Genomic DNA, 23071 nt, shown 5'->3' with positions numbered 1-23071 from the left:
CCCGGTACCCTAGGACGTATGAGTAGTGATCTTGTTGCGCGCGTGGATGAGGCCCTGCCCGTCCATCGCGCTTTGCTTGAGGACCTTGTTCGTATTCCTTCCGTTTCCGCCGATGCATTTGACCAGGCGAAGGTACGTGAATCCGCGGAATTCGTGGCGCGCATGGCCCGCGAACGCGGTTTCGACGTCGATATTATTGAATTGGAAACGCCCCAGGGGAAGGGCCGCCCGGCGATTCTCGCCCATAAGCACGTCGGCGATGATAAGCCCACCATTCTTCTTTACGCGCATCACGATGTGCAGCCGCAGGGCACCCTGGACGGCTGGGAATCCGATCCTTTCGAGCCGGTAGAAAAGAACGGGCGCCTGTACGGGCGCGGCACCGCCGATGATAAGGCGGGCGTGCTCGTCCACATGGCCGCGATCTCGGCCCTCGGCGATGACCTGGCCGTGAACGTCACCCTCTTCATCGAAGGTGAAGAAGAAATCGGTTCGCCTACCTTCCACGCTTTCCTGGAAACCTACCGGGATCGCCTCGAGGCCGATGCCATCGTGGTGGCTGATTCGGGCAACTGGAAGGTGGGGGTGCCCTCCCTGACCACCTCGCTGCGCGGTGTTGTGCGCCTGGGCGTGGAAGTGTCCACTCTCACCCACGGCGTGCATTCGGGCCAGTACGGCGGGCCCACCCTCGATGCGGTGACCGCCCTCGCGCGGATTATCGCCACCTTGCACGACGAGAACGGCGACGTTGCGGTTCCCGGCCTGGATGCGTGGGATGATGCCGACGTCGATTACGAAGAAGAGCACCTGCGCCGCGATGCCGCGATTCTGCCCGGCATGCAGCTCCTGGGCACCGGCTCCTTCAATTCGCGCATGTGGACGAAACCCTCCATCGCCGTGATCGGCATGGACGTGACCTCCACCGCGGAAGCTTCCAATACCGTGATTCCCTCCGCGCGGGCCTTCCTGTCCATGCGGGTGGCTCCCGGTCAGGATCCGCAGCGCGCCGGCGAACTGCTGGCCGAATACATCGAAGCGCAGGCGCCGTTCGGGGCCACCGTGGTGACCGAAGTCGCGGAAGCGGGGTCCGGTTTCAAGGCCGGGGAGGATACCCCCATCATGCATCTGGCCCGCGAGGCCCTCAGCGAAGCCTTCGGCCACGAATCGGTGGACATCGGCACCGGCGGGTCCATTCCCTTCATTTCCGACCTCGCGGAAGTCTTCCCGGAGGCGGAGATTCTGGTGACCGGCGTGGAAGATCCGGACGCGCGCGCTCACGCTCATAACGAATCCCTGCACCTGGGCGATTGGCGTAACGCTATTCTGGCGGAGGCGCTGCTCCTGGAGAAACTGGGCGCGGGCGAAAGCCGCTAAAGCGCGGATACGCGAAGGCCGCGGCGCACTCGCGCGGCGCGAACGGGATGAAGAAAGTGACATTGATGGGAAAGAAAATTCTTGCGGGCTGCACGGCGGCCTTGCTTGCGTGCAGCCTCGCGGCATGTTCGGGTGAGAACGACGGCGCAGCTAGCTCAACACCGGCTGCTTCGGAATCCGCAAGCGCTGAGGCAAGCGGCGCGGTGGAAAGCCCCGCCCCCGGGGAAGTCCCCGAGATCGTGTACTCGGAGGAGGGCATGCCGTCCCTGGGTGGCACGGCGCAGGCGCCGCTGCTGGAGTTCCCGAAGGGGGATGCTCCCGCGGATGTGCGGGTGCGGGTGCTTGAACAGGGCAGCGGCGCGGAACTTGGCGCCGATGCGGTGGCCAAGGTCAATTACGTGGGCCAAGTGTGGGGGAAGAATGAGCCTTTCGATTCTTCCTATTCGCGTAACGCTCCGGCCACATTCCCGCTCGCCCAGGTGATCCCGGGCTGGAGCCACACCCTGGCCAAGGCCCACGTGGGGGACAAGTTGATTTTGTCTATCCCGGCGAAGTGGGGCTACGGACCTTCGGGCGGTACCCAGGATGGCTCCATCGGGGCCACGGATACCATCGCGTTCTACGTGGAAATTCTGGATGCCTGGAACGCGAAGAGTGCGGGTGAGGCCGGTGCCACGGTGGAAACTGCCGCTGATGCCCTCCCGGTGGAATACAAGGGGGACTTGGGCCAGCCCATTACCGAGATCCGGGTGAAAGAGGGCGCGGAGGCTCCCGCGGAGCTCAAGGCCACGGTGATTGCCCGCGGCAGCGGGGCCCCGCTCCCGGAGAAGGGCACCTATGTGCTCCAGTTCGCGGCCGCGCAATGGGATAACGCCCACGCGGAAAACACCTGGGCGCCCACAACGGCGAACTATCCGGCCGGGCCGCGTTCGGTTCCGTCTACCCAGCAGATTTTCGCGCCCCTGGCCGGGGTGCCGGTGGGCTCGCGGGTTCTGCTGAGCGTGCCCAGTAAGGACAATCCGGCCCAGGCCATCGCTGTGGTGGTTGATATTCTTTCCGCGGTGTAGTTGCCAGGTAGTTTCTGGGTAGCCACCAGGTAGTTGCCGGATAGTTACCGGCTAGCTACCGGGTAGCTTCCGGCGGTTTCGGATAGGGTCGAAATTGGCCAGGATAACGTGAAGGGCGAGGTGCCTCTGTGAGGAGCCTCGCCCTTCGTGCTATTACTGAATAGCGCTAAATCGATTCGCGCCCGACTTATTTGCGAATGAGCAGGCCGGCGGCCTGCTCCTGGGCGGTTGCCAAACGCTGCCCGGCTTCTTCCCAATTGACGATATTCCAGATCGCCTTGACGTAATCGGCCTTGACGTTGAGGTAGTCAAGATAGAAGGCGTGCTCCCACATATCGAGCTGGAAAACGGGCAGCACCCCGGCGGGCACATTATTGGCCTGGTCATACATCTGGTAGATCACCAGTTTGCCGGCCACGGAATCGTAGCCAAGCACTGCCCAGCCCGAGCCTTGAATACCGGTGGCCACAGCCGTGAACTGCTTCTGGAAGGTAGCAAAATCACCGAAGGAATCCTTGATGGCTTCGGCAAGTTCGCCTTCCGGCTGCCCACCACCGTTGGGGGAGAGCAGGGTCCAGAAAATCGAGTGGTTAATATGACCGCCCAGATTGAAAGAAAAATCCTTCGTGTACTGGTTCACCGCCGCGAAATCGCCCTTCTCGCGAGCCTCGCTAAGGTTCTCCAGGGCTTTATTGGCGCCGTCAACGTAGGTCTTGTGGTGTTTATCGTGGTGGAGCTCCATGATCTTTCCGGAAATATACGGTTCGAGTGCCGCGTAATCGTAGGGAAGATCGGGGAGGGTGTAGGTTGCCATTCTCATACTCCAATTCTGGGCGGCATCGCGGTGCCGCCCTGTTGAGATATGTTCGGAATCTCCGAACAGTAATTGAATGTGAGCACCCCCAGTATATGTGGTGTCCGGCACATAGGTGGTGAGAATGGGGGAGGTTTAGCGCTCAGCCAAGCCGAGCGATTCTTCGGCGCCCGGGAAGGAAGCGGCGAAGCGGTGGGCGGAGGCGAGGGGCACCGCGAGGGGAACCTCGCCCTCAATGGCGAGCACTCGCGAGCGCGGATCGGCTAGCCATGCGGCCAGGAGTTGGGTTTCTTCCGGGTGGGAGTGCTCGGCGGTGCGGGCGGGAGCCGCGAGCAGGGGAATTGCGTGGCGGAGCGCTGCGGCATGTTCGGGAACATCGCGGGCTTCGCTGACCGTCGCGCTAGCAAGCAGCCTGCCGTAACTTGCGAGGATGATTTCCCAGTGGTCCTCTCGTTTAGATGCGGCGACGACGCAGCTTGCTCGCCACAGCGGAACCAACAATTCCCGCCGGTGTGCGGCGGTGAGGAGCGCCGAAAGCCGGTCGCGTTCCACTCCGGCTTCTTCGAAACGCTCCGCACCGGCCAGGCGGGCAATGCGGGCCATCTGGTGGTCCCATACTTCGGCAAGGGAGCCGGCCAACAGCCGCCGGGCGCGGGAGATCGCCACCGGGGCGGTGTTCACGGTGCCGCGCGGGGGTAGCGTGCAGGGCCTATGTGAAGCAAAATGGCACGGGCAATCGCTCAGATCCGCCTGGCGGGGCACGTTGAGGCCGGCGGGGTTGAGCCCGGCTTCATCCCCGATAAGTTCAGCGGCGCGCCGGGCAGCGCTGCGGGAACCAAAAGGCCCCAAGGAGTTCGCGACCTCCATTGCCGAACAGCCGCGCGTAATTTTCAGGCGCGCCACGGGCGTGGTATCCAAGCTGATCCAGGTGCGAGTTTGCGGGCGGCGCGAGCGGCGATTATAGGGCGGATCGAAGCGGGTGATATCGCGCAGCTCCACCACCCGTGCCTCCAGGAGAGTGGCGGTGGGGGTGGTTTCTACCCGGGTGGCCAGCTCTACCATTTCTGTCATGCGGCGGCGTTTTTCCGCGGCGGTGAAATACTGACGCACCCTCCGGTACATATTCCCCGAGCTGCCCACGTAGAGCACCTCATCATTCGGGCCGATAAAACGGTAGCTACCCGGGCCGTGCGGTACATGATCGGCGAGCACGGCGCGGCGGCGCCGGCGGGCCGGAACCGGATTGGATGCGGTGAGCAGGTCCTCAATATGGGTGACGCCGAGCGGGCCGAGCCGCCCGATCATCGCGTGGAGCACATCCACGGTGGCCCGCGCATCATCGAGGGCACGATGGCTTGGCTGCACCGCGACCCGGCAGTAGCCAGCCAGGGTGCTCAATTTATGGTTGGGGACTTCATCGCGGGTGAAAATACGCCGCGCCAGCCCGAGAGTATCGAGGACGCGCAACCGCGGCCACGCCACATCTATCGCTTCGCACGCCCCGCGCAAATGGGACATATCAAAGCGGGCATTATGAGCCACAAGCACCGGTGGCTCCGCCGCCCGGTTTCGGGCAGGCACTCTACTGCTAGAAGCGAGAGTTCCGCTGCCAGGGGCAGGTGCGCGACCGTCAAGCGCTGGGGCATCAGGCTCAAGAAAATCAAGAAAAGCAGGGAGAACCTCGCTGAGCGGGGGAGCGCTCACCGTCATCGCGGTAGTGATTCCGGTGAGCACGGTGATCTGGGCCGGAATCGGTACCCCGGGATTAATGAGAGAAGAGAACTCCTGCACCACTTCCCCGCCGCACACTTTCACCGCCCCTATTTCGGTGAGTGAATGCGCCCCGGGGCGCCCTCCGGTGGTTTCCACGTCCACCACCACGAAGGTCACTTCCTCCAGGGGAGTACCCAGATCCGCGAATTCCAACTGGCGGGGCAGCAACGGGCGGCCGGATCGATACACCTCAATAGGTTCAGTATCAATCCGGGTGTCAGGCCTCGGAATATGCCGTGCTGTCATGATTTTTACCCTAGCGCGGAGCTACGACATAAATTCGCGCGGAAGTAGCGCGCTACAGGCGGGCGCCGTCGTCGTACGGATCGGTATCTTCGCGGGCGGGTGCCGTCAAAATAATGGCGACCACCACGCCCACCAGTGCGCCTCCGGCCAAGATCCACGCGGTCAGGCGCGGCGCGGGCAGCAGCCCGATAAACATGAGCGCGCTGATGAGGACCAGCACCCCGGTGGCTACCCAGGCGAGACTGGCGTAGCGGTGGGCGGGGGCTTGGGGAACGTAGTATTCTTCGCGAGAGGCCGGATCGAAAGTGGCGTCGTCGTCGGAAAAATCTGAATCTTCCGGGGCCGGGGACCAATCGCGCGGGCCGGCCGCGCGCCCACCACTCAGCGCCCACGCGGCATCGGCGTACCGCGGGGAAGTATCCACCGGAGGTAGCGCCACCCCGCCACCGCGGGTGCTATCGATATTCGCGCCCACGCCTTCGGCTTCTAGCTCGCGCGCGATCTTGTCCCACTGCGCATCGAAGCTATTATCGGGGCGCTCGCCCGTAGGTCCTTCTCCCATGAAAGACACTATAGCGGCGGGTATAATCAACAGCGGAATAATCCCCCAATCAGAAACGGAAGGTTAACGATGACTGTCCGCCGCGTTGCGCTCTTGACCGCCGGAGGTTTCGCCCCGTGTTTGTCCTCGGCCGTGGGTGGCCTCATTGAGCGCTATACGGAAATTGCGCCCGATGTGGAAATTATTGCCTACCAGCATGGCTACCACGGGCTGCTCACCGGGAATTACATCACCATCGATAAAGAAGGGCGCGAACAGGCCCATATCCTGCACCGTTTCGGCGGTTCGCCCATCGGTAACTCCCGCGTCAAGCTGACCAATACCGAGGATCTGGTCAAGCGTGGCCTCGTGGAAGAAGGCGTGAACCCGCTGGAATTCGCCGCCCAGCGCCTCGTGGAAGATGGCGTGGATGTGCTCCACACCATCGGCGGTGATGATACGAATACTACCGCCGCGGATCTGGCTGCCTACCTGGAAGAAAACGGGCATCATCTCGTGGTGGTGGGTCTGCCCAAGACCATCGATAATGACATTATTCCGGTGCGCCAGTCCCTGGGTGCCTGGACCGCCGCGGAAGAAGCCTCGCTCTACGCCCAGCATATTATTGGCGAGCATCGCTCCAACCCGCGCATGCTCATCGTGCACGAAGTTATGGGGCGCAATTGCGGGTACCTCACCGCGCAGGCTTCCAAGTACTACCACGATTGGGTTCAGGAGCAGGAATGGGCTCCGGCACTGGGCCTGACCAAGGAACGCTGGGATGTACACGCCGTGTTCCTGCCCGAAATGGCGCTGGATATCAACGGCGAAGCCGAGCGCCTGAAGAAGATTATGGATGAGATTGGCAACGTCAATATCTTCCTTTCCGAAGGTGCGGGCGTGGATGAAATCGTGGCCGAAATGGAAGCCGCCGGCCAGGAAGTGCCGCGCGATCCCTTCGGGCACGTCCAGCTCGATAAGGTCAATCCGGGCCGCTGGTTCGCGGAGCAATTCGCGCAGAAGCTCGGCGCGGAAAAGGTCATGGTGCAAAAGTCCGGGTACTTCTCACGCGCCTGGCACGCCAATGCTGAGGACCTGCGCCTCATCAAGGGCATGGTGGATCTGGCCGTGCAGTGCGCCCTGGAAGGCAAGCCCGGCCTCATCGGCCACGATGAGGAAAACGGTAACGTCCTCACCAATATTGCTTTCCCGCGGGTGAAGGGCCACAAGGCTTTCGATATCACCCAGGATTGGTTCGTGGAGACCATGAAGGCCATCGGCCAGGAGGTCCGCCCGCACGCCTAATGCGGCTGCGCCGTGAGCCTGGACGGCCCGGCTGAACCGTATCCATACGTGATTGCTCGCCCCGTACCGGTTGACCTGGTGCGGGGCGAGTTTTTTGTGCGGAGCGCGCGCTGGTGCAGTTCGCGTTTTGCGGTGCCGTGCGTGGATGGTGCCGCGCGTGGATGGTGGCGCCGGGCGAGTTTTCGTGGCGCGCGCGTCTCATTGCTCCGACGCAATTCCGCCCGCGCGCTCGTTCCGGGCTAAAATTTCGATTATGTTTGAGGACGATACGCATAAAATTGCTGCGCTGGCCCACACCTGGCGCGAGAAGCCCGCTCTGCACCAGCCCCATTACGAGGATGAAGCAGAGCTCGCTGCGGTTATGCAGCGCTTGGCGAAAATGCCGCCCCTGGTTTTTGCGGGCGAATGCGATCGGCTCCGCGAAAGTATCGCGGCCGCGCAACGCGGTGAAGCTTTTGTCCTCATGGGTGGGGATTGCGCCGAATCTTTCGAGCAAATCACCGCGGATCGCATCCGCGCCAAGGTGCGTACCCTCCTGCAAATGTCGGTTATTTTGACCTACGGGGCTTCGGTGCCGGTGGTGAAAATTGGGCGGATGGCCGGCCAGTACTCCAAGCCGCGCTCTCAGGCCACCGAAACTATTGGGGATACCACCCTGCCCTCCTACCTGGGCGATTCCATTAACGGGCACGAATTCACGGCCGCGGCGCGCCGCCACGATCCGCACCGCTTAGAGGAGGCCTACCTGTACTCGGTGGCCACTCTCAACCTCATGCGGGCTTTCACGCGCGGCGGTTTCGCCGACCTGCGTTCCGTGCACGATTGGAACCGCGGTTTTATTGCCAACCCGGCCTACGTGCGGTACGAAAAAACCGCGAGCGAAATTGATCGCGCCATGCGTTTTGTGACCGCGGCCGGGGTCGACGGCGCCCAACTGGCAGAAACGCAACTGTATTCCTCCCACGAGGGCCTGGTGTTGCCCTTCGAGGAAATTATGATGCGCATCGACTCGCGCACCCACGAGCCCTACCTCACCTCCGCCCACTTCCTGTGGATCGGGGAACGCACCCGCGATGTGAACGGCGCCCACGTGGAAATGTTCTCCCACGCACGTAACCCGATCGGGGTGAAATTAGGTCCGACGACGACGCCAGATACCGCTCTCGCCCTTATCGATAAGCTCAATCCGGAAGGTGAACCGGGCCGACTCACCTTCATTACCCGCATGGGGGCCGGGCGGGTGGAAGAAGCCCTGCCGCCCCTGGTGGAAGCGGTGCAGCGTGATGGCCGCCCGGTTACCTGGGTCTCGGATCCCATGCACGGAAATACCATCAAGGCTTCCAATGGAATTAAGACCCGCCGCCTGAGCGATATTATGGCGGAAATTCGCGGCTTCTTCGCGGTTCACGAAGCCCTCGGTAGCCACCCGGGCGGTATCCACGTGGAACTGACCGGGGATGACGTGACGGAGGTGCTGGGCGGCTCCGAAGAAATCTTCGAAGAGACCCTCACCGAACGCTACGAATCGCTGGTCGATCCGCGCCTGAACCACCAGCAGTCCCTCGAGCTGGCTTACCAGCTGGCCGAAATGCTGCGCGACGTGCACCTGTAAAACGAGGGTGGGGCGAGCGTGGCCTGGGCTGCCGCGGCCTTGCCTCGGTGTGTTCGCGGCCGGGTGCCGGGGCGAGTGTGGCCTGGGGCGAGTGTGGCCCGGCTACCGCGCCGCGATAGTGAGGGTGACCTTCTGCCCGGGTGCAGCGCTCACGCCGGGGCCAGGATCCTGTCGCAGCACGGTGCCCGGCGCGGCAGCCCGGGTTTCCCGGTAGCGCACCTGCACCTGGAAGCCCGCTTTTTCGAGCACGGAGCGTGCCTCCGCTTCCGCCATATCCGCCACGTCGGGAACGGTCGAGTCGGGGGCTGTGCCGGCAACGAGGAGCTCAACCGTGCTCCCCGGGCGCACCCGGCTCCCCGCCTGCGGATTGCTGCCCAGCACGGTGCCTGGTGCCGCGCCGTTTCCGCCGCGCACGTCCGTCTCCACCGTGAGCCCGAGCGCCTCCATCTGGCTGCGTGCCTGGGTGAGACCGGCGGCAAGCTCAGGCACCGTTACCCGCGCCCACGGGCCGGCCGTGAGCGCCCACGTGGCACCGCCTGCCCCAGCAAGCAGCGCAATTGCGCACACCCAGGCGGCAATCCGCCACGCGCGGGCGCGCCTCCGGCCAGCGCTGCGCTGCCCCGGTGTTCCCGCACCGCGCTGCGGTCGCGCCGTATCTTGCTGCGAGCTTGCCGGTCGCGCCGTAAGTTTCCGGGTGGGGCGGAGGACGGACGGAGCACGGTGCACCGGGGCGCGCACCGGAACTGTCGCATCCGCGCCAGCATTGAGCGTGGCGGCGTGCCCCGTGCTTGCGGCAGCCGAGGTCTCCAGCTCGGCGCCATCACGACCGCCCGCCACATCCTCACGGTGCACCGGCTGCGGGCGGCGCGGCGTGACCGGAATACGCCGCAGAGCCGCATCATCAGCGATGCCAGCCCGCAGCGCGCGCAGCAATTCGCGGGCCTCCACGGCACTCGCCGGGCGATCCGCCGGATTTTTCGCGGTGAGTACCCCGATAAAAGAATCGACCTGCGCCGGCAGCCACGGATTATCCCCGGCCAGGCGCGGCAGATCTTCCCGAGCCTGAGCCGCCGCGAGCTGGGCAGCCGAATACCCGGCCCAGGGTAGGCGCCCGGCAAGTAATTCAAAAAGCACCAGGCCGGTGGCATAAATATCGCAGGCCGGGCTCACCGCCCGCTGCTCCAAAATTTCCGGAGCGGTATAGGCAAGAGTTCCCCAGCGCGGCAGCGCCCCCGAGGAAGCACTCACCGCGTGGGCCAAGCCGAAATCGGTCACCGTCACCGCGAGCTGTGGAAGGCGGACGGGGGAGGGAGGCGGGCAGGCGTCGTCGAATAAAATATTTTCCGGCTTGATATCCCGGTGAATAATGCCGGTCCGGTGGGCAGCGGCCAGGCCCTGGAGCACCTGGTCGCAGATGTCGAGTGCGGTGCCGAGCTGGAAGGAACCCAGGCGCTCCAGCTCGTGGCGTAGCGTGGGGCCGGGCACGTATTCCATGACGAGGTACGCACGCTCAGCTGCGCCGTCGTTCCACACCCCGCGGTCATAAATAGTGACGATATGCGTGCTGCTCAGCGCGGCAACCGCCCGCGCCTCCCGCTGAAAAAGCCGCGTGAAATCATCGAGGGCGGCCAAATCGGGGTGCATAATTTTGATCGCCACCACGCGATCCAGCTTCGTGTCGTAGCCGCGGTACACCGTTGCCATCCCGCCGCGCGCCACCGGGGCGTCGAGACGGTAGCGGCCCCCAAGCCACCCGGCCGGCAGGGAAGGAATAGTCACACACCTAGGGTAGCGCGCCGCTTCGCAACGCCGCGTTTAGAAACTCTTGGCCGCGCGCAAGACCCGCAGCACATACTTTTGGGTAGAGGGATACGCCCCTGCCTCCCGCAGCCGCGCCAGTCCCTGATAGTAGGCGGCAATCGCCTCATGAGTACTGGCGGTGTGGCGCTGCAAATAGCGAATAATCGCAATACCGGCGGTGATATTATCCGCGGGAATAAGCCAGTCCAGATCCCGGCCGACCATCCGCCCCGCCCACCGCGAAGCCGCGGGAATCAGCTGCATGACACCCGCCGCACCGCTGGGGGAGAGCGCCCGGGAATTAAAACCGGATTCAATATAGGCATGCGCCATTGCAAGCCGAGGGTTGACGCCCATAAGCGCCGCCGTATCACGCACCATCTTCTGCGTTTCCGCCCGGCTCGGGGCGATAATCGCATTCAAACGCGCCGCGATTTCCGCGTGCGAAAGCTCGTAGCGCGGGGCCGGTGCCTGCGCCCGCAAACGCGCCAGATTCGCCTTCGATCCCACCGTTTCTCACTTCCTGGCCGGTGCGGGGGACATCTCGATTGCGCCCCGGCCGCTGTTCCACTTGTGACAATAGTGCACTGTTGTGAAAATGTCACCAGATTGTGACGATTTTGTAATGGCGACGACGCCGCGCCCGTGCCCACCTGCGCGCCTGAGCGGCCGCGGCATTAAGATGGGAAGCGTGGAAAAAGAGAATACAACTGTGACGTGGTTGAGCCTTCCGGAGCTGGCCGATTACCTCGAGACCGATCTGCGTACGGTACGCTCTCAGCTGCGCGATGCCCGTTTTCTGGCGGTGCGGCGCGGGGAAAATAATGCGCTTTACGCCGATAAGGCGCAATTTGTGGTGAAAGAGGGGCGGCGCGTGCCCCTGCCTTCGCTGCGCGGCACCATCATTTCCCTGCGCGATGCCGGATATAACGACGACGAAGCCCAGGAATGGCTACGCCGCTTCGAACCGGAATTACGTGACACCCCCTTGGGTGCCCTCATTGGCGGGCATACCCACGCGGTCCGGCGCGTTATCGCCGGCCTGGCTTTCTAGTGGGTGCGCGAACGCAGGCGCTGGAGGAGCTCCCCTAAGCTCTCGCGGGCGGCCTCATTCAGGCGCGGCAAGATAGCCCGCGCACTGTCTTCACGTTGGCGAATCATCTTTTCCACGTGAGCCCGCGCTCCGGAGTCCTCCATGAGGGTCTGAGCGCGAACGACGTCGTCGCCCTCCAGACGCTTCCCACGCAAGGACCGCAGCCACCGGGCATCCACCTCGCTGACCCGCTCCAAAGTTTCGAGGAAGAGGAAAGTGTTTTTCCCTTCGGTGAGGTCATCGCCGGCGGGTTTGCCGGTGACGGCCGGATCGCCAAAAATCCCGAGGATATCGTCGCGCAATTGGAAGGCCTCACCGAAAGGCGTAGCGAAAGCCCGCAAATCTGCGATTGTTTCCGGGGCGGGCTGCTCGGCGAGCGCCGCCCCGATAAGCAGGGGGAAGAGCGCGGAATACGAGACCGTTTTATGGGTGATAATCGCGCTGATATCTTCCCGGGTAGCCGCGCGGGTGTATTCGCAGCGGATATCGAGGAACTGGCCGATACCAACGTCCTCACACATGGTGAAAAACGGCTCGAGGGGGGCACTGCGCCCGGCGCTTACCGCTTCTTGGGACGCCAGTGCTAGCACGGCATCACCCACAATCAAACCGGCACGGAAACCGTAGCGTTCCGGGGAACCATCCCAGCCCGATGCGCGGTGATAATTCGCCAACTCGGCATGCACCGTGGGGACCCCGCGGCGCGTGGCAGAAGCGTCAATAATATCGTCGTGAATAAGGGCCGCGAGCTGGAAAAGCTCCACGGCCGCGCCCAAACGCACCGCCGCCACCATATCCGCGCAGGTAGGATCCGGGAGAGTAGCGAGCATCCCAGCCCGCACCAACCGCGCCCGGGTCCGCTTACCACCGGACGCAAGCGCGGTAACCGTATCGATGAAATCCTCCACCTCGGGCTGATTCCAACGGCGCAGCGAATCCAAACGCGCCTCAATACGGCTATCAACCCCGTTGGTGAAATCGCGAGTGCTCCACTCCATTGCTCGTGCTCCGCTTCTTTTATCCACAGATTCGTGAGGTGCGCGCCCCATCCACAGGGTACCGGCACTCGCGAGCACGCGCTTGCCGAAGCTGGTTATCTAGCGCTATGGACACAATCACACTTCATCATCCGCGCGATGCCCTCGCTGTTATTCCCCATCTGCTGGGCTATTACCCGCGCCACCACTTCGTACTCTTCGGGGGAAGCCCGGAAATACACCGGGCTCTGGGCCCGGATGGGGAGGAACTACCGCAATGGTTCGATTCCCTGGAATCTTCCGAGCCGCCGGGAGTTGCCGTGGCCGGGGGTGAAACGCCACTTATCCGGGTGGATCTGCGTGCCGGCCCTATCTCGCCCTATGTTGCGCGGCAGATCACTGACGCGGTAGCTGCCTGCCGCATGTTCAGCTGCGTGGCGGTGGTGTACTGCCCAAGTTTTGTTCGCTTCGCGCACACCCGCGAATTTGCCTCGGTGCTGGCCCTCCTGGAGCTGCTCTGCGCTGCTCTTTCCCGGCTCTGGGATGGCGACCCGGGCACTCGCGATGCGTGGAGTTGTGATTTTTTCATTGCCGATAACGAAGGATTTATGGATATGGGAGAAGAAACATTTTGCCGCTGGGAAGAACTGGAATCTACCGAGGCGGCGGCGGCTCTTGTATATAAGGGTTCGGCTCCGCTGGAACAAGAACCGAGCCGCGATATCGTCAAAGCCAGCCCCACCCGGATGCGTAATACCGCGGCGGCGATGGAAGAAGCGCGCGGGGAGGAGGTTACGGCCCTGGAAGAGCATTGGGATATGCTCCTTTCCCGGGTGGTGCGCCGCCGCAAAGCCGGCCCGCCGCGCATCACCACCCGCGAAGCTGGGCGGGCCCTGGCCGGGCTTGTGCACATCCCTATTCGGGACAAAATCTTGCAGGTTTCCCTCGAACACGATCCGCTGCTACCGATGTCTTCCGTTGATCCCGCGGTGGGCTTTGCCACCGGGGTGGGGGAGCGCCCCAATATCGTGCGGGCTTTGGGGATGATGGCGCTGCTGGATGAATTAGCTCGGCTGGCTCCGGAAGGAGTGGAGGTTCCCTATGCCTGTTCGGCGTATTTAGCCTGGTGGGTGGGGCAAAACTCCATGACCGCGCTGCGCGCTCAGGAAGCGCTGGAAATCAATTCCGGCTCGCGTCTGGCGCGCATGCTCAAAGATGCTGCGGAATGGAACGCGCTACCGCCTTGGCTGCTCGGCCCGAACGGGGGTGGGAGGTGCTCGCGCACCAAAGCTGGTAGTGGCGGTGAAGGGGACGCGGATAGCGACGGGCCTGGCAACGCGGATGGTGATGGCGTTGCCAACGCGGATGGTGACGGCTTTGGCAGCGCGAATGGTGACGGCCGTGCCAACGCGGATGGCGACGGCCCTGGTGACGCGGCCACACCGCGCGGTTCGGTGGATATTGAGCTGGAAGCTGTGGGCCAAGAGCCGGAAACTATGGATCGATACGGACCTGGTAGGCAAGCAGCCTAAGTAGTTGCGTGCGTGAAAGAGGCACGTGCGCCGGCGGGGAAGTTCGCGCTCGCGGAAGTTCGCGCGGGCACGGAATTTCGCGGCGGCAGAAGTTCACGGCGAAGGGAAAGTTCGTGCGCGCGGAAGTGGGAGAACTATAGTCGCCGAGGATAAGAATGCTATGTGAGGATCGGCACGTTGGGGAGGCCGGGGAACAAAAAGCGGGTCGGGCGCGTTCCGCTAAGTAGCTCTTTGGGGTGGATACCCCGTGCCGGTTCTCGGCATTCGTTGATAACACTAGGGAAAGGTCTCACGTGGCCACAAAGTCTGCCAGTGCACAAGAAACCGCTGCCGTGGAAAAGGACACCGCGGTCTCCGCATCCGCTTCGGGTACGAAGAAGAAGGCGGCCTCTCGCTCCTCCAGTCGCACGGCATCGGCCACCTCGGCAGCTACCGCTTCCGAAAGCACAACGGCTGCGAAGAAGCCGGCCGCTAAGAAGGCCACTGCCACCAAGGCCACCACTACCAAGAAGACTGCCACCAAGAAGACCACCTCCAAGGCAAGCGAATCGAAAGCGGCTGAATCTAAAGCGGCCGAATCCAAGGTAGCTTCTTCGGCATCTTCCACCAAGAAGGCCACCACCGCGAAGTCCGCCGCTACGAAGTCCACCGCCTCAAAGTCCACCGCGGCGAAGAAGACCTCCACTAAGAAGGCAGCCACTGAAGCCGAAGCTCCGGAAACTGCGGCGGCCGCTAAGGATGCGACCGCGGCCGCAGCGGAAGCCAAGGAGGAGAAGTCGGCCGCTAAGAAGTCGGCCACCCGCAAGACTGCCGCGAAGAAGACCACCTCCAAGGCGGCCGAATCCAAGGCGGCTTCTTCGGCATCTTCCACCGCGAAGAAGACCACCTCGAAGCGTGCTACCGCTAAGCAGGAAGAACCGGAAGATCCTGAAGAACATGAGGATCTCGAGGATGAAGATTTCGACGTCGATGCTGAGGATGTTGATGCCGAGGATCTGGACGACGATCTCGAGGATGACGAGGACGATTCTGAGGACTCCGAAGAGGAACCCGAGGAAGAGGAGGACGAAGCCGATAAGGAAACGGATAGCGCCGCCAAAACGGAAACAACCGGGCGTAATTCCCGGGGTGGTTTCACCGTCAAGGATTCCGATGATTCGGATGAACCGGCGGTGCGTGTTCACGTTGCTGGTGCCACCGCGGATCCGGTCAAGGACTACCTCAAGCAGATCGGTAAAGTTCCCCTGCTCAACGCCGCGGAAGAAGTAGAACTCGCCAAGCGAATCGAGGCCGGGCTCTACGCCCAGCATCTGCTGGACCAGGGCAATCTCGATAAGGAGAAAGACCACGCCTATATCCGTGAACTGCGGATTATTTCCCGCGATGGCAAGCACGCTAAGAACCACCTGCTCGAAGCGAATCTTCGCCTGGTAGTTTCCTTGGCTAAGCGCTACACGGGCCGCGGCATGCTCTTCCTTGATCTTATTCAGGAAGGGAATTTGGGGCTGGTGCGCGCCGTCGAAAAGTTTGACTACGCCAAGGGCTACAAGTTCTCCACCTATGCCACCTGGTGGATTCGCCAGGCCATTACCCGCGCGATGGCGGACCAGGCTCGTACCATCCGCATCCCGGTGCATATGGTTGAAGTCATCAACAAGCTCGCGCGGGTCCAGCGCCAGATGCTCCAGGAGCTCGGGCGGGAACCAACTACCGAGGAACTGGCGAAAGAACTGGATATGACCGAAGAAAAGGTCGTCGAAGTTCAAAAGTACGGCCGGGAACCCATTTCCCTGCACACCCCGCTCGGTGAAGATGGCGACTCCGAATTTGGTGATCTCATTGAGGATTCCGAAGCGGTAGTCCCGGCAGACGCCGTGGGCTTCACCCTGCTCCAAGAACAGCTCCATCGCGTTCTCGATACCCTGTCCGAACGCGAAGCCGGGGTGGTTTCCATGCGCTTTGGCCTCACCGACGGCCAGCCGAAAACCCTGGACGAAATCGGCAAGGTTTACGGGGTCACCCGCGAACGCATTCGCCAGATCGAATCTAAGACCATGTCTAAGCTGCGCCACCCGAGCCGTTCGCAGGTGTTGCGTGACTACCTGGAGTAACACCAGGCGCGGCAGATTCCCGGCGCGCGCGGCGCACACCCGGGAATTCCACCTCGAATAGCGGGGTGGGCCAAATAATCTCAGCGGCGTGGCGGCGAGCATCGTCCCACGCCGCTGCTGTTATTTCCCGCCCGTCTCGGCTGTGCGCGCTGGTGGCGTAGCGTTCCCCGCGCGCCTCCCGGCGCAGATATTCCGCCAGAAGCCGTCCGCACATGCGCGCATCCGTGATGGCGCGGTGGTGTTCTTCTATCTCAATGCCGGCTCGGCGCGCCACGGCCATGAGGGAATGGCGCCCCTCCGGAACATAAATGCGCGAAAGATCCATCGTGCACACGGCAGCGCTGAGCGGGATCCGTAGCGGGCTTCCGGCCCGGCGAAAAGCCTCGTTGAGAAAACCCAGATCAAAGCGGGCATTATGCGCCACAAGGATACGCCCGTGCAGCAGCCGTTCCACGTGGGGGAGCAGTTGTGAGAACGACGGCGCCTGTGCCACTTCCGCAGCGTGTACCCCGTGAATCTCCGTAGCTCCCATGGGCCGTAGCGGGTTCACCAGGCTGTCCCATTCGCGTTCCGGGTTGCCCTGCTCATCCAGAAGCACCACCCCGATCTCCACAATCCGGTCAGTGCGCGCATCTAAACCGGTGGTTTCCAAATCGAGGGCAGCGTAGCCAGAAGAAATACCGTGCGCCTGAGAAACACCCATGCGTTCAGCTTACCGAGAGCACGGGCCCGGGGTGATCTTCTCCTCAGGAATAAGCGCGCCCTTTTATGCTTTGATAGGTATGTGAGTACTACATTGACTGAATTAGCTCCCTTGACCGCGCAGGATCGTTGCGATGCCTGCGGAGCCCAGGCTTACGTTCGGGTACGCCTGCCTTATGGAGAACTTTTCTTCTGCGGCCATCATGCTTCCCAGCATCTCGATAAGCTGCGTGAAGATGCCCTTGAGATTCAAGACGAACGCGAAAATATCGCCTAGCTTCTCTTCGATCTCACCACCAGCGGCCCACCCGGGCCGCTTTTGAGTTAATGTGCCCCGCTGGGACTGGTGTGAACCGTGGGATTCACATACTTTCACACACTTTCACGCACTTTCACACACTTTCACGCGCGCCGCGGCGGCTCGCGAACAGCCGTTCGCGTAAACTACCGGTGTGTCAACTTCCGAAGAATACTCAGCTCGTCATCTCCAAGTCCTCGAGGGCCTGGAAGCCGTGCGCAAACGCCCCGGCATGTACATCGGCTCCACGGATTCACGCGGACTCATGCACTGCCTCTGGGAAATCATCGACAACGGCATCGACGAAGCCCTGGAAGGATTCGCCACCCATATCACCGTCACCCTCTACGCCGACGGATCGGTTGAGGTAACTGACGACGGCCGCGGCGTCCCCGTGGATACCGTCCCCGGGGTGGGACTTTCCGGCGTGGAAGTTGTGTACACCCGCCTGCACGCCGGCGGGAAATTCGGCGGCGGATCCTATTCCGCTTCCGGCGGCCTCCACGGCGTGGGTGCTTCGGTGGTCAATGCCCTCTCCGCCCGCATGGACGTGAAAGTTCGGCGCGGCGGCAAGGTTTACCAGATGCAATTCAAACGCGGGGAACCCGGGCGTTTCCAGGATGGCGCCCAACCCTCCCCGGAGGCACCTTTCGAAGCCTTCACCCACGGCAGCGAACTTGACACAGTCGGGAAAGTAGCGAAGAAAAACACCGGAACATCCGTGCGCTACTGGGCTGACCCCCAGATTTTCCTGGCCGAAGCGGAATTCTCCTATGATCTGCTCACCGAACGGGTACGCCAATCCGCCTTCCTTGTTCCCGGCCTGACTATCACCATCCGTGATGAACGCGGCCTGGCGGGCACCCCGGGAGAGAACGGCCCCCATGAGGAAGTGTTCCACTACGAGGGCGGCGTCGTTGATTTCGCGGACTACCTGGCCACCGATCCGGCCCTCACCGCCACCATGCACCTCACGGGCAGCGAAACTTTCACCGAAAACGTGCAGGTCCTCGATTCGGAAAGCGGGCATTTGCGCGCCCAGGAAGTTGAACGCACTTGCGAAGTGGATGTGGCCCTACGCTGGGGAACTGGCTATGACACCATCACCGAATCCTTCGTTAATATTATTCGCACGCCCGGGGGAGGGGCGCACCAGAGCGGCTTCGAACAGGGTGTGGTGAAAACCCTGCGCGCCCTTATCGACACTAATTCGCGGCGCCTCAAGCTCACCGCCAAAGATGCCAAAATCGAAAAAGACGATATTTTGGCCGGGATGACCGCGGTTGTCACGGTCCGGCTAGCCGAGCCCCAATTCGAGGGACAAACGAAGGAGATCCTGGGGACGGCGGCAGTGCGCCCCATCGTGGCGCGCGTCGTCGCCGCACAGCTCCACAGCATCTTGGCGTCCACGAAACGCGACCAAAAAACCGAAACCTCGCGGCTCCTCGAAAAAATCGTGGCGGAAATGCGGGCGCGGGTGGCCGCGCGCGTCCATAAGGAAATCTCGCGGCGGAAAAATGCGCTCGAAAATTCCACTCTGCCCGCCAAGCTCGCCGATTGCCGCAGCGATGATATTGAACACACCGAACTTTTTATCGTCGAGGGGGATTCGGCGCTGGGCACCGCGAAGCTGGCGCGTTCTTCGGAATTCCAGGCGCTGCTGCCCATCCGCGGCAAGATCCTCAACGTGCAGCGTGCCTCGCCCGCGGATATTCTGCGCAACCAGGAGGTTTCTTCCATTATTCAGGTGGTGGGGGCCGGTTCCGGGCGCACGTTTGACCTCGCCGCGGCGCGCTACGGGAAAATTATTATGATGACGGACGCGGACGTGGACGGCGCCCATATCCGCACGCTCCTGCTCACTCTGTTCTTCCGCTATATGCGTCCCCTCGTGGAAGCCGGGCGGGTTTTCGCCGCGGTACCGCCGCTGCACCGCATTGAGGTGGCCGGGCGCGGCGGGAAAAAGGGCTCGTATATTTATACCTATTCCGAAGAGGAATTGCATCGGGAACTCAAGAAGCTCGAACGCGCCGGGAAAACCTATAAGGAACCCATCCAACGCTACAAGGGCCTGGGGGAGATGGACGCGCACCAGCTCGCGGAAACCACCATGGATCCGGCCCACCGCACCCTGCGGCGCATCCGCATCGAGGACGAAGCCGCGCTGCGGGAAGCCGAGTCCGTTTTTGAGGTGTTGATGGGTAACGAGGTGGCTCCGCGCCGCGAATTTATTGTCGAGGGCGCCGAGCATATTTCCTACGACAAGATCGATGCCTAAGTTTCCCGGCCCGCGCTTCGCTACACTTGAGAGTCATACCCGTAAAGGAGGGCTCATGGGTAACGGCGCGATACGGTGGAGCGATCTCACGGCGGCGGACGCCCGCGCGATTTTCACGCTGCTGGACACCCACCAAAGCGCCGTGAACTCCAGTTTCCGCACCTCGCGCGAAGAAATCGACCTCATGTTTGAGCCCTCGGTTCCGCATAGCGTTTTCGGATGGTACGACGACGCAGCACCGGGCCGGCGCCTCCTCGCCTTCGGTATTGTGCGCCTTTACGATGCGCGCACTGCGCATCCCACGGTCACGCTCTCGGCCAGCGTGCACCCCGAGCTCAGCCCTGAGGTGCGTGAACAGGCCGCCCGCGAGGTGCTCGCCGAACAATTACGCCGCGCCCCGGCCCTGGCGGCGGGCACCCTCCACCCGGTGGCCGTGGCGAATGTGGAAAGCTGGGACCCGGAACGGGGCCGGGCCCTGGCGGCCGCCGGTTTCACCGACCGGCTCTCCTACCTGCAAATGCGCAGGCCGCTCACGCGCGGGCCGCTGCCCCTACCCGCTTCCGCGCATACGGACAATAGCGGCGTGGAGCTGGTTCCCCTCACCCCGGATCGGGACGACGCCGCGCTTCTCGCCCACAATTCCTTTTACGCAGATAAATTGAATTACCCGATTTACACCCGGGAGCAGTGGCGGATCGAATGTGCTTTTATGCGCCGGGAATGGAGTTTCCTGGCGGTAGATACCCGCGGGGATCGGCCCCGGGTACTCGGGTGCATTATGACCGCCGCCTATGAACAGGACTGGCCCGGGCTGGGATTCCGGGAGGGCTATGTTGATGAGCTCGCGGTGCGGGCCGAAAGCCCGGACGGGGTCAATGCCCGCCTGCTGGCCGCCAGTATCGCAGCGCAGGCACATAGCGGCATGGATGCCACCACCCTGGATCTCACCGTCCACTACGAGCCGGACGGCAGCCGCCTGACTCCCGAAAGCGCGGCGCGCCTGAGCCTGTATGAAAGTTTCGGTTTCGAGGTCACCGAACGCACCCGGGTGGTGCACCACCCGCTCCCGGATTTGCCGGCGCGCTCCTAGCTTCCGATAGCCGCCACCGGGACCGTCAGGGCGCTGCCCGAAGCATCCCGCTTTTCTTCAACCTCGGGTAGCTCAACCGGCTGGCCGGAGGCCGTGATGGCGCGCAGCGGCTCGGGGCCAATAGCGGCCACCGCCAACATATTTTCCCCGCGCAGGAAACGCTGGGCGCGCACCCCGCCCGTACCCCGGCCCTTCGCCGGGAAACGATCCAGCGGCGTCACCTTCGCGCTGCCCGGTTCGGTACCCGGAAGCGCCTGCGCATTCGAGGCAATCGTGGCCACCAGGGAACCGGCAAGATCGTCACCGGGCACCACCCCGAGGGTAATCACCTGGGCGCCCTCCGCGCAGCGAATCCCGGCAATACCCTGACCGGCCCGGCCTTGCGGGCGCACCAGTGATGCCTCAAAACGCAATAATTGCGCATCGCTCGTAATAAGAACCACCTGATCGGTATCGCGGGCCAGCGCGCAGCCCACCACGTTATCGCCCTCAGCCAGGGTAATAACCTCCCAGCTTTCCTTATTCGGGTACGCGCCGTTCACCCGTTTAATCCGCCCGTGCGCGGTGGCCAGGGTGAGAACCGGATCGCCCTCAGCGGCGGTAAGCGGGGCCAGCCCGATCACGCGTTCCCCGGAATCCAGAGAAATCAGATCCGCTATCGGGGTGCCACCGGCCAGCGAGGGAGCCCCCGCGGTATCGGGAAGCGCCGGGACGGTGAGCACATCCAGGTCGATCATGCGCCCGTGGCTGGTCACCACCCCGATATGCCCGCGGGCCGTGGCAGCAACTCGCGAAATAATCGCATCGTGGGCCCGGCGCGGGCCGCCGCGTTCGGGAGCATCGCCGCCCGCGGTGCGCGCCACCAGCCCCGTTCCCGAGAGCAGTACCCAGGTCGGATCATCGGAAACTTCCAGGGGGAGGGCGGCCGGTGTCGCCGCGCTGGCCGCGCCATCCGATTCCAACAGCACGGTGCGCCGCGGGGTCCCGAACTGCTGGGCCACCTCCGTCATTTCGGAAGCGACCACGTCCCGCAGCCGCTCGGGCGAACCGAGGATTTCTTCCAGTTCCGCGATGGTGCGCTCCAATTCCTCCCGGCGCCCTTCCAGCTCAATCTGGGAGTACTTGGTGAGGCGGCGCAGCCGCAGCTCCAAAATATAATCGGCCTGCGCTTCGGACAGATCAAAAACAGCGATGAGCCGCTCGCGGGCCGCCGCGGTATCCTCCGAGGAACGAATAACCGCGATCACCTCATCAATATTGAGGACGGCAATGAGCAAGCCCTCCACCAGGTGCAAATCAGATTGCGCCGCCCGTAAACGGTGCTCACTGCGCCGGCGCGTCACCGTGATGCGGTGCTTAATCCACACCCGCAGCAGCTCCAGCAGCCCCAGGGTTTGCGGCTGGCCATCAACCAAAGCCACATTATTAATCCCGAAAGAATCCTCGAGCGGGGTGTGCTGGTAGAGCTGGGCGAGTACCGCCTCGGGGTGGAACCCATTTTTTACTTCGACGACGAGCCGCATGCCATGGTGCCGGTCGGTCAGGTTTTGGACCCCGGAGACCCCCTGAATTTTCTTGGCGTTAACGGCGTCCTTGAGCTTGTCAATGATCTTTTCCGGACCCACAAGATAGGGCAATTCCGTAATAACAATTCCGCGCTTACGGGCGCTGATTTTTTCGATGCGCGCCGTCGCCCTGGTACGGAAAATACCGCGCCCGGTTTCGTACGCTTCCCGGATACCGTCCAAACCAATAATCTTTCCGCCTTCGGGCAGGTCCGGGCCGGGAATAAAACGCATAATATCCTCGAGGCTCGCATCCGGGTGGCGCAACAGGTGCTTCGCCCCGTTAATAACCTCAATAAGATTATGCGGCGGAATATTCGTCGCCATCCCCACCGCGATACCGGAGGAACCATTGACCAGCAGATTCGGAATCGCGGCCGGGAGCACCTCGGGCTGCTGGAGGGTGTTGTCATAATTGGGGACCATATCGACGACGTCCTCGTCGAGTGAGGAAATCATCGCCATGGCCGGGGCCGCCAGGCGTGCCTCGGTATAGCGCGAGGCAGCTGGCCCGTCGTCGAGCGAACCGAAATTACCGTGCCCGTCTACCAGCGGCAAGCGCATGGTAAAAGGCTGGGCGAGGCGCACCATCGCGTCATAAATAGCAGTATCACCGTGGGGGTGGAGGCGCCCCATCACGTCACCCACCACGCGCGAGGATTTCACGTGGGCGCGGTCGGGGCGCAGGCCCATCTGCCCCATTTGGAAGAGGATACGGCGCTGCACCGGCTTGAGGCCGTCGCGAGCATCGGGGAGGGCACGCGCGTAAATCACCGAGTAGGAGTACTCGAGGAAGGAGGTGCGCATCTCCTCCGACACGTTAATATCGACGATATGTTCCGCGGGGCTCGTATTCTTGGGCATTGCTCAATTATCCCGCTTTTTGGCCGCGG

18 protein-coding genes are annotated in these 23071 nt (G+C 62.7%); 10 read left to right on the top strand and 8 right to left on the bottom strand.

All coding sequences use genetic code 11. From position 1 onward, the window contains the following. Positions 1-18: 18 nt before the first annotated feature. Positions 19-1374 carry a dipeptidase gene (locus ACRQHG_RS04655; RefSeq protein WP_026428814.1) on the top strand — a complete coding sequence of 452 codons (1356 nt, stop codon included), beginning with the start codon at positions 19-21 and terminating at the stop codon, positions 1372-1374. Between the two features lie 65 nt (positions 1375-1439). Next, complete coding sequence (locus tag ACRQHG_RS04650) at positions 1440-2441, top strand: FKBP-type peptidyl-prolyl cis-trans isomerase (RefSeq protein WP_435713553.1); 1002 nt, start codon at positions 1440-1442, stop codon at positions 2439-2441. A gap of 187 nt (positions 2442-2628) precedes the next feature. Here ACRQHG_RS04650 and ACRQHG_RS04645 read toward each other — a convergent pair whose 3' ends face one another. The 3 genes from ACRQHG_RS04645 to ACRQHG_RS04635 form a co-directional block, all read right to left on the bottom strand. Continuing rightward, positions 2629-3255, bottom strand: a complete 627-nt coding sequence (locus ACRQHG_RS04645) for a superoxide dismutase (RefSeq protein ID WP_435713678.1) — start codon at positions 3253-3255, stop codon at positions 2629-2631. Between the two features lie 135 nt (positions 3256-3390). Beyond that, positions 3391-5274: a DEDD exonuclease domain-containing protein gene (locus ACRQHG_RS04640; protein ID WP_435713676.1), complete on the bottom strand. Its 1884-nt coding sequence runs from the start codon at positions 5272-5274 to the stop codon at positions 3391-3393. Between the two features lie 52 nt (positions 5275-5326). Beyond that, the gene (locus ACRQHG_RS04635) at positions 5327-5836 is read right to left on the bottom strand and encodes an SdpI family protein (protein WP_435713677.1); all 510 of its coding nucleotides are present in this window, start codon (positions 5834-5836) and stop codon (positions 5327-5329) included. Between the two features lie 69 nt (positions 5837-5905). Between ACRQHG_RS04635 and ACRQHG_RS04630 the strand changes: the two genes are divergently transcribed. After that, positions 5906-7120, top strand: coding sequence for a pyrophosphate--fructose-6-phosphate 1-phosphotransferase (locus ACRQHG_RS04630; protein WP_284896588.1), 1215 nt, complete (start codon positions 5906-5908; stop codon positions 7118-7120). A gap of 253 nt (positions 7121-7373) precedes the next feature. Next, on the top strand, positions 7374-8732 hold the full coding sequence (locus ACRQHG_RS04625; protein WP_026428820.1) for a class II 3-deoxy-7-phosphoheptulonate synthase: 1359 nt from the start codon (positions 7374-7376) through the stop codon (positions 8730-8732). Positions 8733-8834: 102 nt separating this feature from the next. On the opposite strand, the gene ACRQHG_RS04620 is transcribed toward ACRQHG_RS04625, so the two are convergent. Both ACRQHG_RS04620 and ACRQHG_RS04615 read right to left on the bottom strand, forming a co-directional pair. Next, positions 8835-10511 (bottom strand): protein kinase domain-containing protein, encoded by a 1677-nt coding sequence (locus ACRQHG_RS04620; protein ID WP_435719612.1) that lies wholly within the window; start codon positions 10509-10511, stop codon positions 8835-8837. A gap of 36 nt (positions 10512-10547) precedes the next feature. Continuing rightward, positions 10548-11042: a lytic transglycosylase domain-containing protein gene (locus ACRQHG_RS04615; protein WP_435713457.1), complete on the bottom strand. Its 495-nt coding sequence runs from the start codon at positions 11040-11042 to the stop codon at positions 10548-10550. A 202-nt stretch (positions 11043-11244) separates the two neighbouring features. Between ACRQHG_RS04615 and ACRQHG_RS04610 the strand changes: the two genes are divergently transcribed. Further along, the gene (locus ACRQHG_RS04610; RefSeq protein ID WP_435719610.1) at positions 11245-11586 is read left to right on the top strand and encodes an Rv2175c family DNA-binding protein; all 342 of its coding nucleotides are present in this window, start codon (positions 11245-11247) and stop codon (positions 11584-11586) included. On the opposite strand, the gene ACRQHG_RS04605 is transcribed toward ACRQHG_RS04610, so the two are convergent. Continuing rightward, positions 11583-12623: a polyprenyl synthetase family protein gene (locus tag ACRQHG_RS04605; protein ID WP_435713456.1), complete on the bottom strand. Its 1041-nt coding sequence runs from the start codon at positions 12621-12623 to the stop codon at positions 11583-11585. The two genes, ACRQHG_RS04610 and ACRQHG_RS04605, sit on opposite strands and share 4 nt — an antisense overlap. Before the next feature lie 107 nt (positions 12624-12730). On the opposite strand from ACRQHG_RS04605, the gene ACRQHG_RS04600 reads away from it, so the two are divergent. Both ACRQHG_RS04600 and ACRQHG_RS04595 read left to right on the top strand, forming a co-directional pair. Continuing rightward, entirely contained in the window at positions 12731-14134 is a 1404-nt protein-coding gene (locus ACRQHG_RS04600) for a hypothetical protein (protein WP_435713455.1), read from the top strand. A 293-nt stretch (positions 14135-14427) separates the two neighbouring features. Further along, complete coding sequence (locus ACRQHG_RS04595) at positions 14428-16245, top strand: RNA polymerase sigma factor (protein ID WP_435713454.1); 1818 nt, start codon at positions 14428-14430, stop codon at positions 16243-16245. On the opposite strand, the gene ACRQHG_RS04590 is transcribed toward ACRQHG_RS04595, so the two are convergent. Beyond that, positions 16193-16948 (bottom strand): 3'-5' exonuclease, encoded by a 756-nt coding sequence (locus ACRQHG_RS04590; RefSeq protein ID WP_435713453.1) that lies wholly within the window; start codon positions 16946-16948, stop codon positions 16193-16195. The two genes, ACRQHG_RS04595 and ACRQHG_RS04590, sit on opposite strands and share 53 nt — an antisense overlap. Before the next feature lie 81 nt (positions 16949-17029). Here ACRQHG_RS04590 and ACRQHG_RS04585 point away from each other — a divergent pair, with 81 nt between their 5' ends. The 3 genes from ACRQHG_RS04585 to ACRQHG_RS04575 all read left to right on the top strand — a co-directional run bounded on the left by ACRQHG_RS04585 (position 17030) and on the right by ACRQHG_RS04575 (position 20613). Further along, positions 17030-17224, top strand: coding sequence for a DUF7455 domain-containing protein (locus ACRQHG_RS04585; RefSeq protein WP_026428827.1), 195 nt, complete (start codon positions 17030-17032; stop codon positions 17222-17224). A 175-nt stretch (positions 17225-17399) separates the two neighbouring features. After that, positions 17400-19523, top strand: coding sequence for a DNA gyrase/topoisomerase IV subunit B (locus ACRQHG_RS04580; protein WP_435713452.1), 2124 nt, complete (start codon positions 17400-17402; stop codon positions 19521-19523). Positions 19524-19578: 55 nt separating this feature from the next. Continuing rightward, entirely contained in the window at positions 19579-20613 is a 1035-nt protein-coding gene (locus ACRQHG_RS04575; protein ID WP_435713451.1) for a hypothetical protein, read from the top strand. Here the strand turns inward: ACRQHG_RS04575 and ACRQHG_RS04570 are convergent. Beyond that, on the bottom strand, positions 20610-23042 hold the full coding sequence (locus ACRQHG_RS04570) for a DNA gyrase/topoisomerase IV subunit A (RefSeq protein WP_435713450.1): 2433 nt from the start codon (positions 23040-23042) through the stop codon (positions 20610-20612). The genes ACRQHG_RS04575 and ACRQHG_RS04570 overlap by 4 nt on opposite strands. Positions 23043-23071: the final 29 nt, after the last annotated feature.

It is taken from the genome of Actinotignum vesiculae, assembly GCF_051267215.1.
GTDB lineage: Bacteria > Actinomycetota > Actinomycetes > Actinomycetales > Actinomycetaceae > Actinotignum > Actinotignum schaalii.
This window is presented reverse-complemented; position numbering and strand designations above follow the sequence as displayed.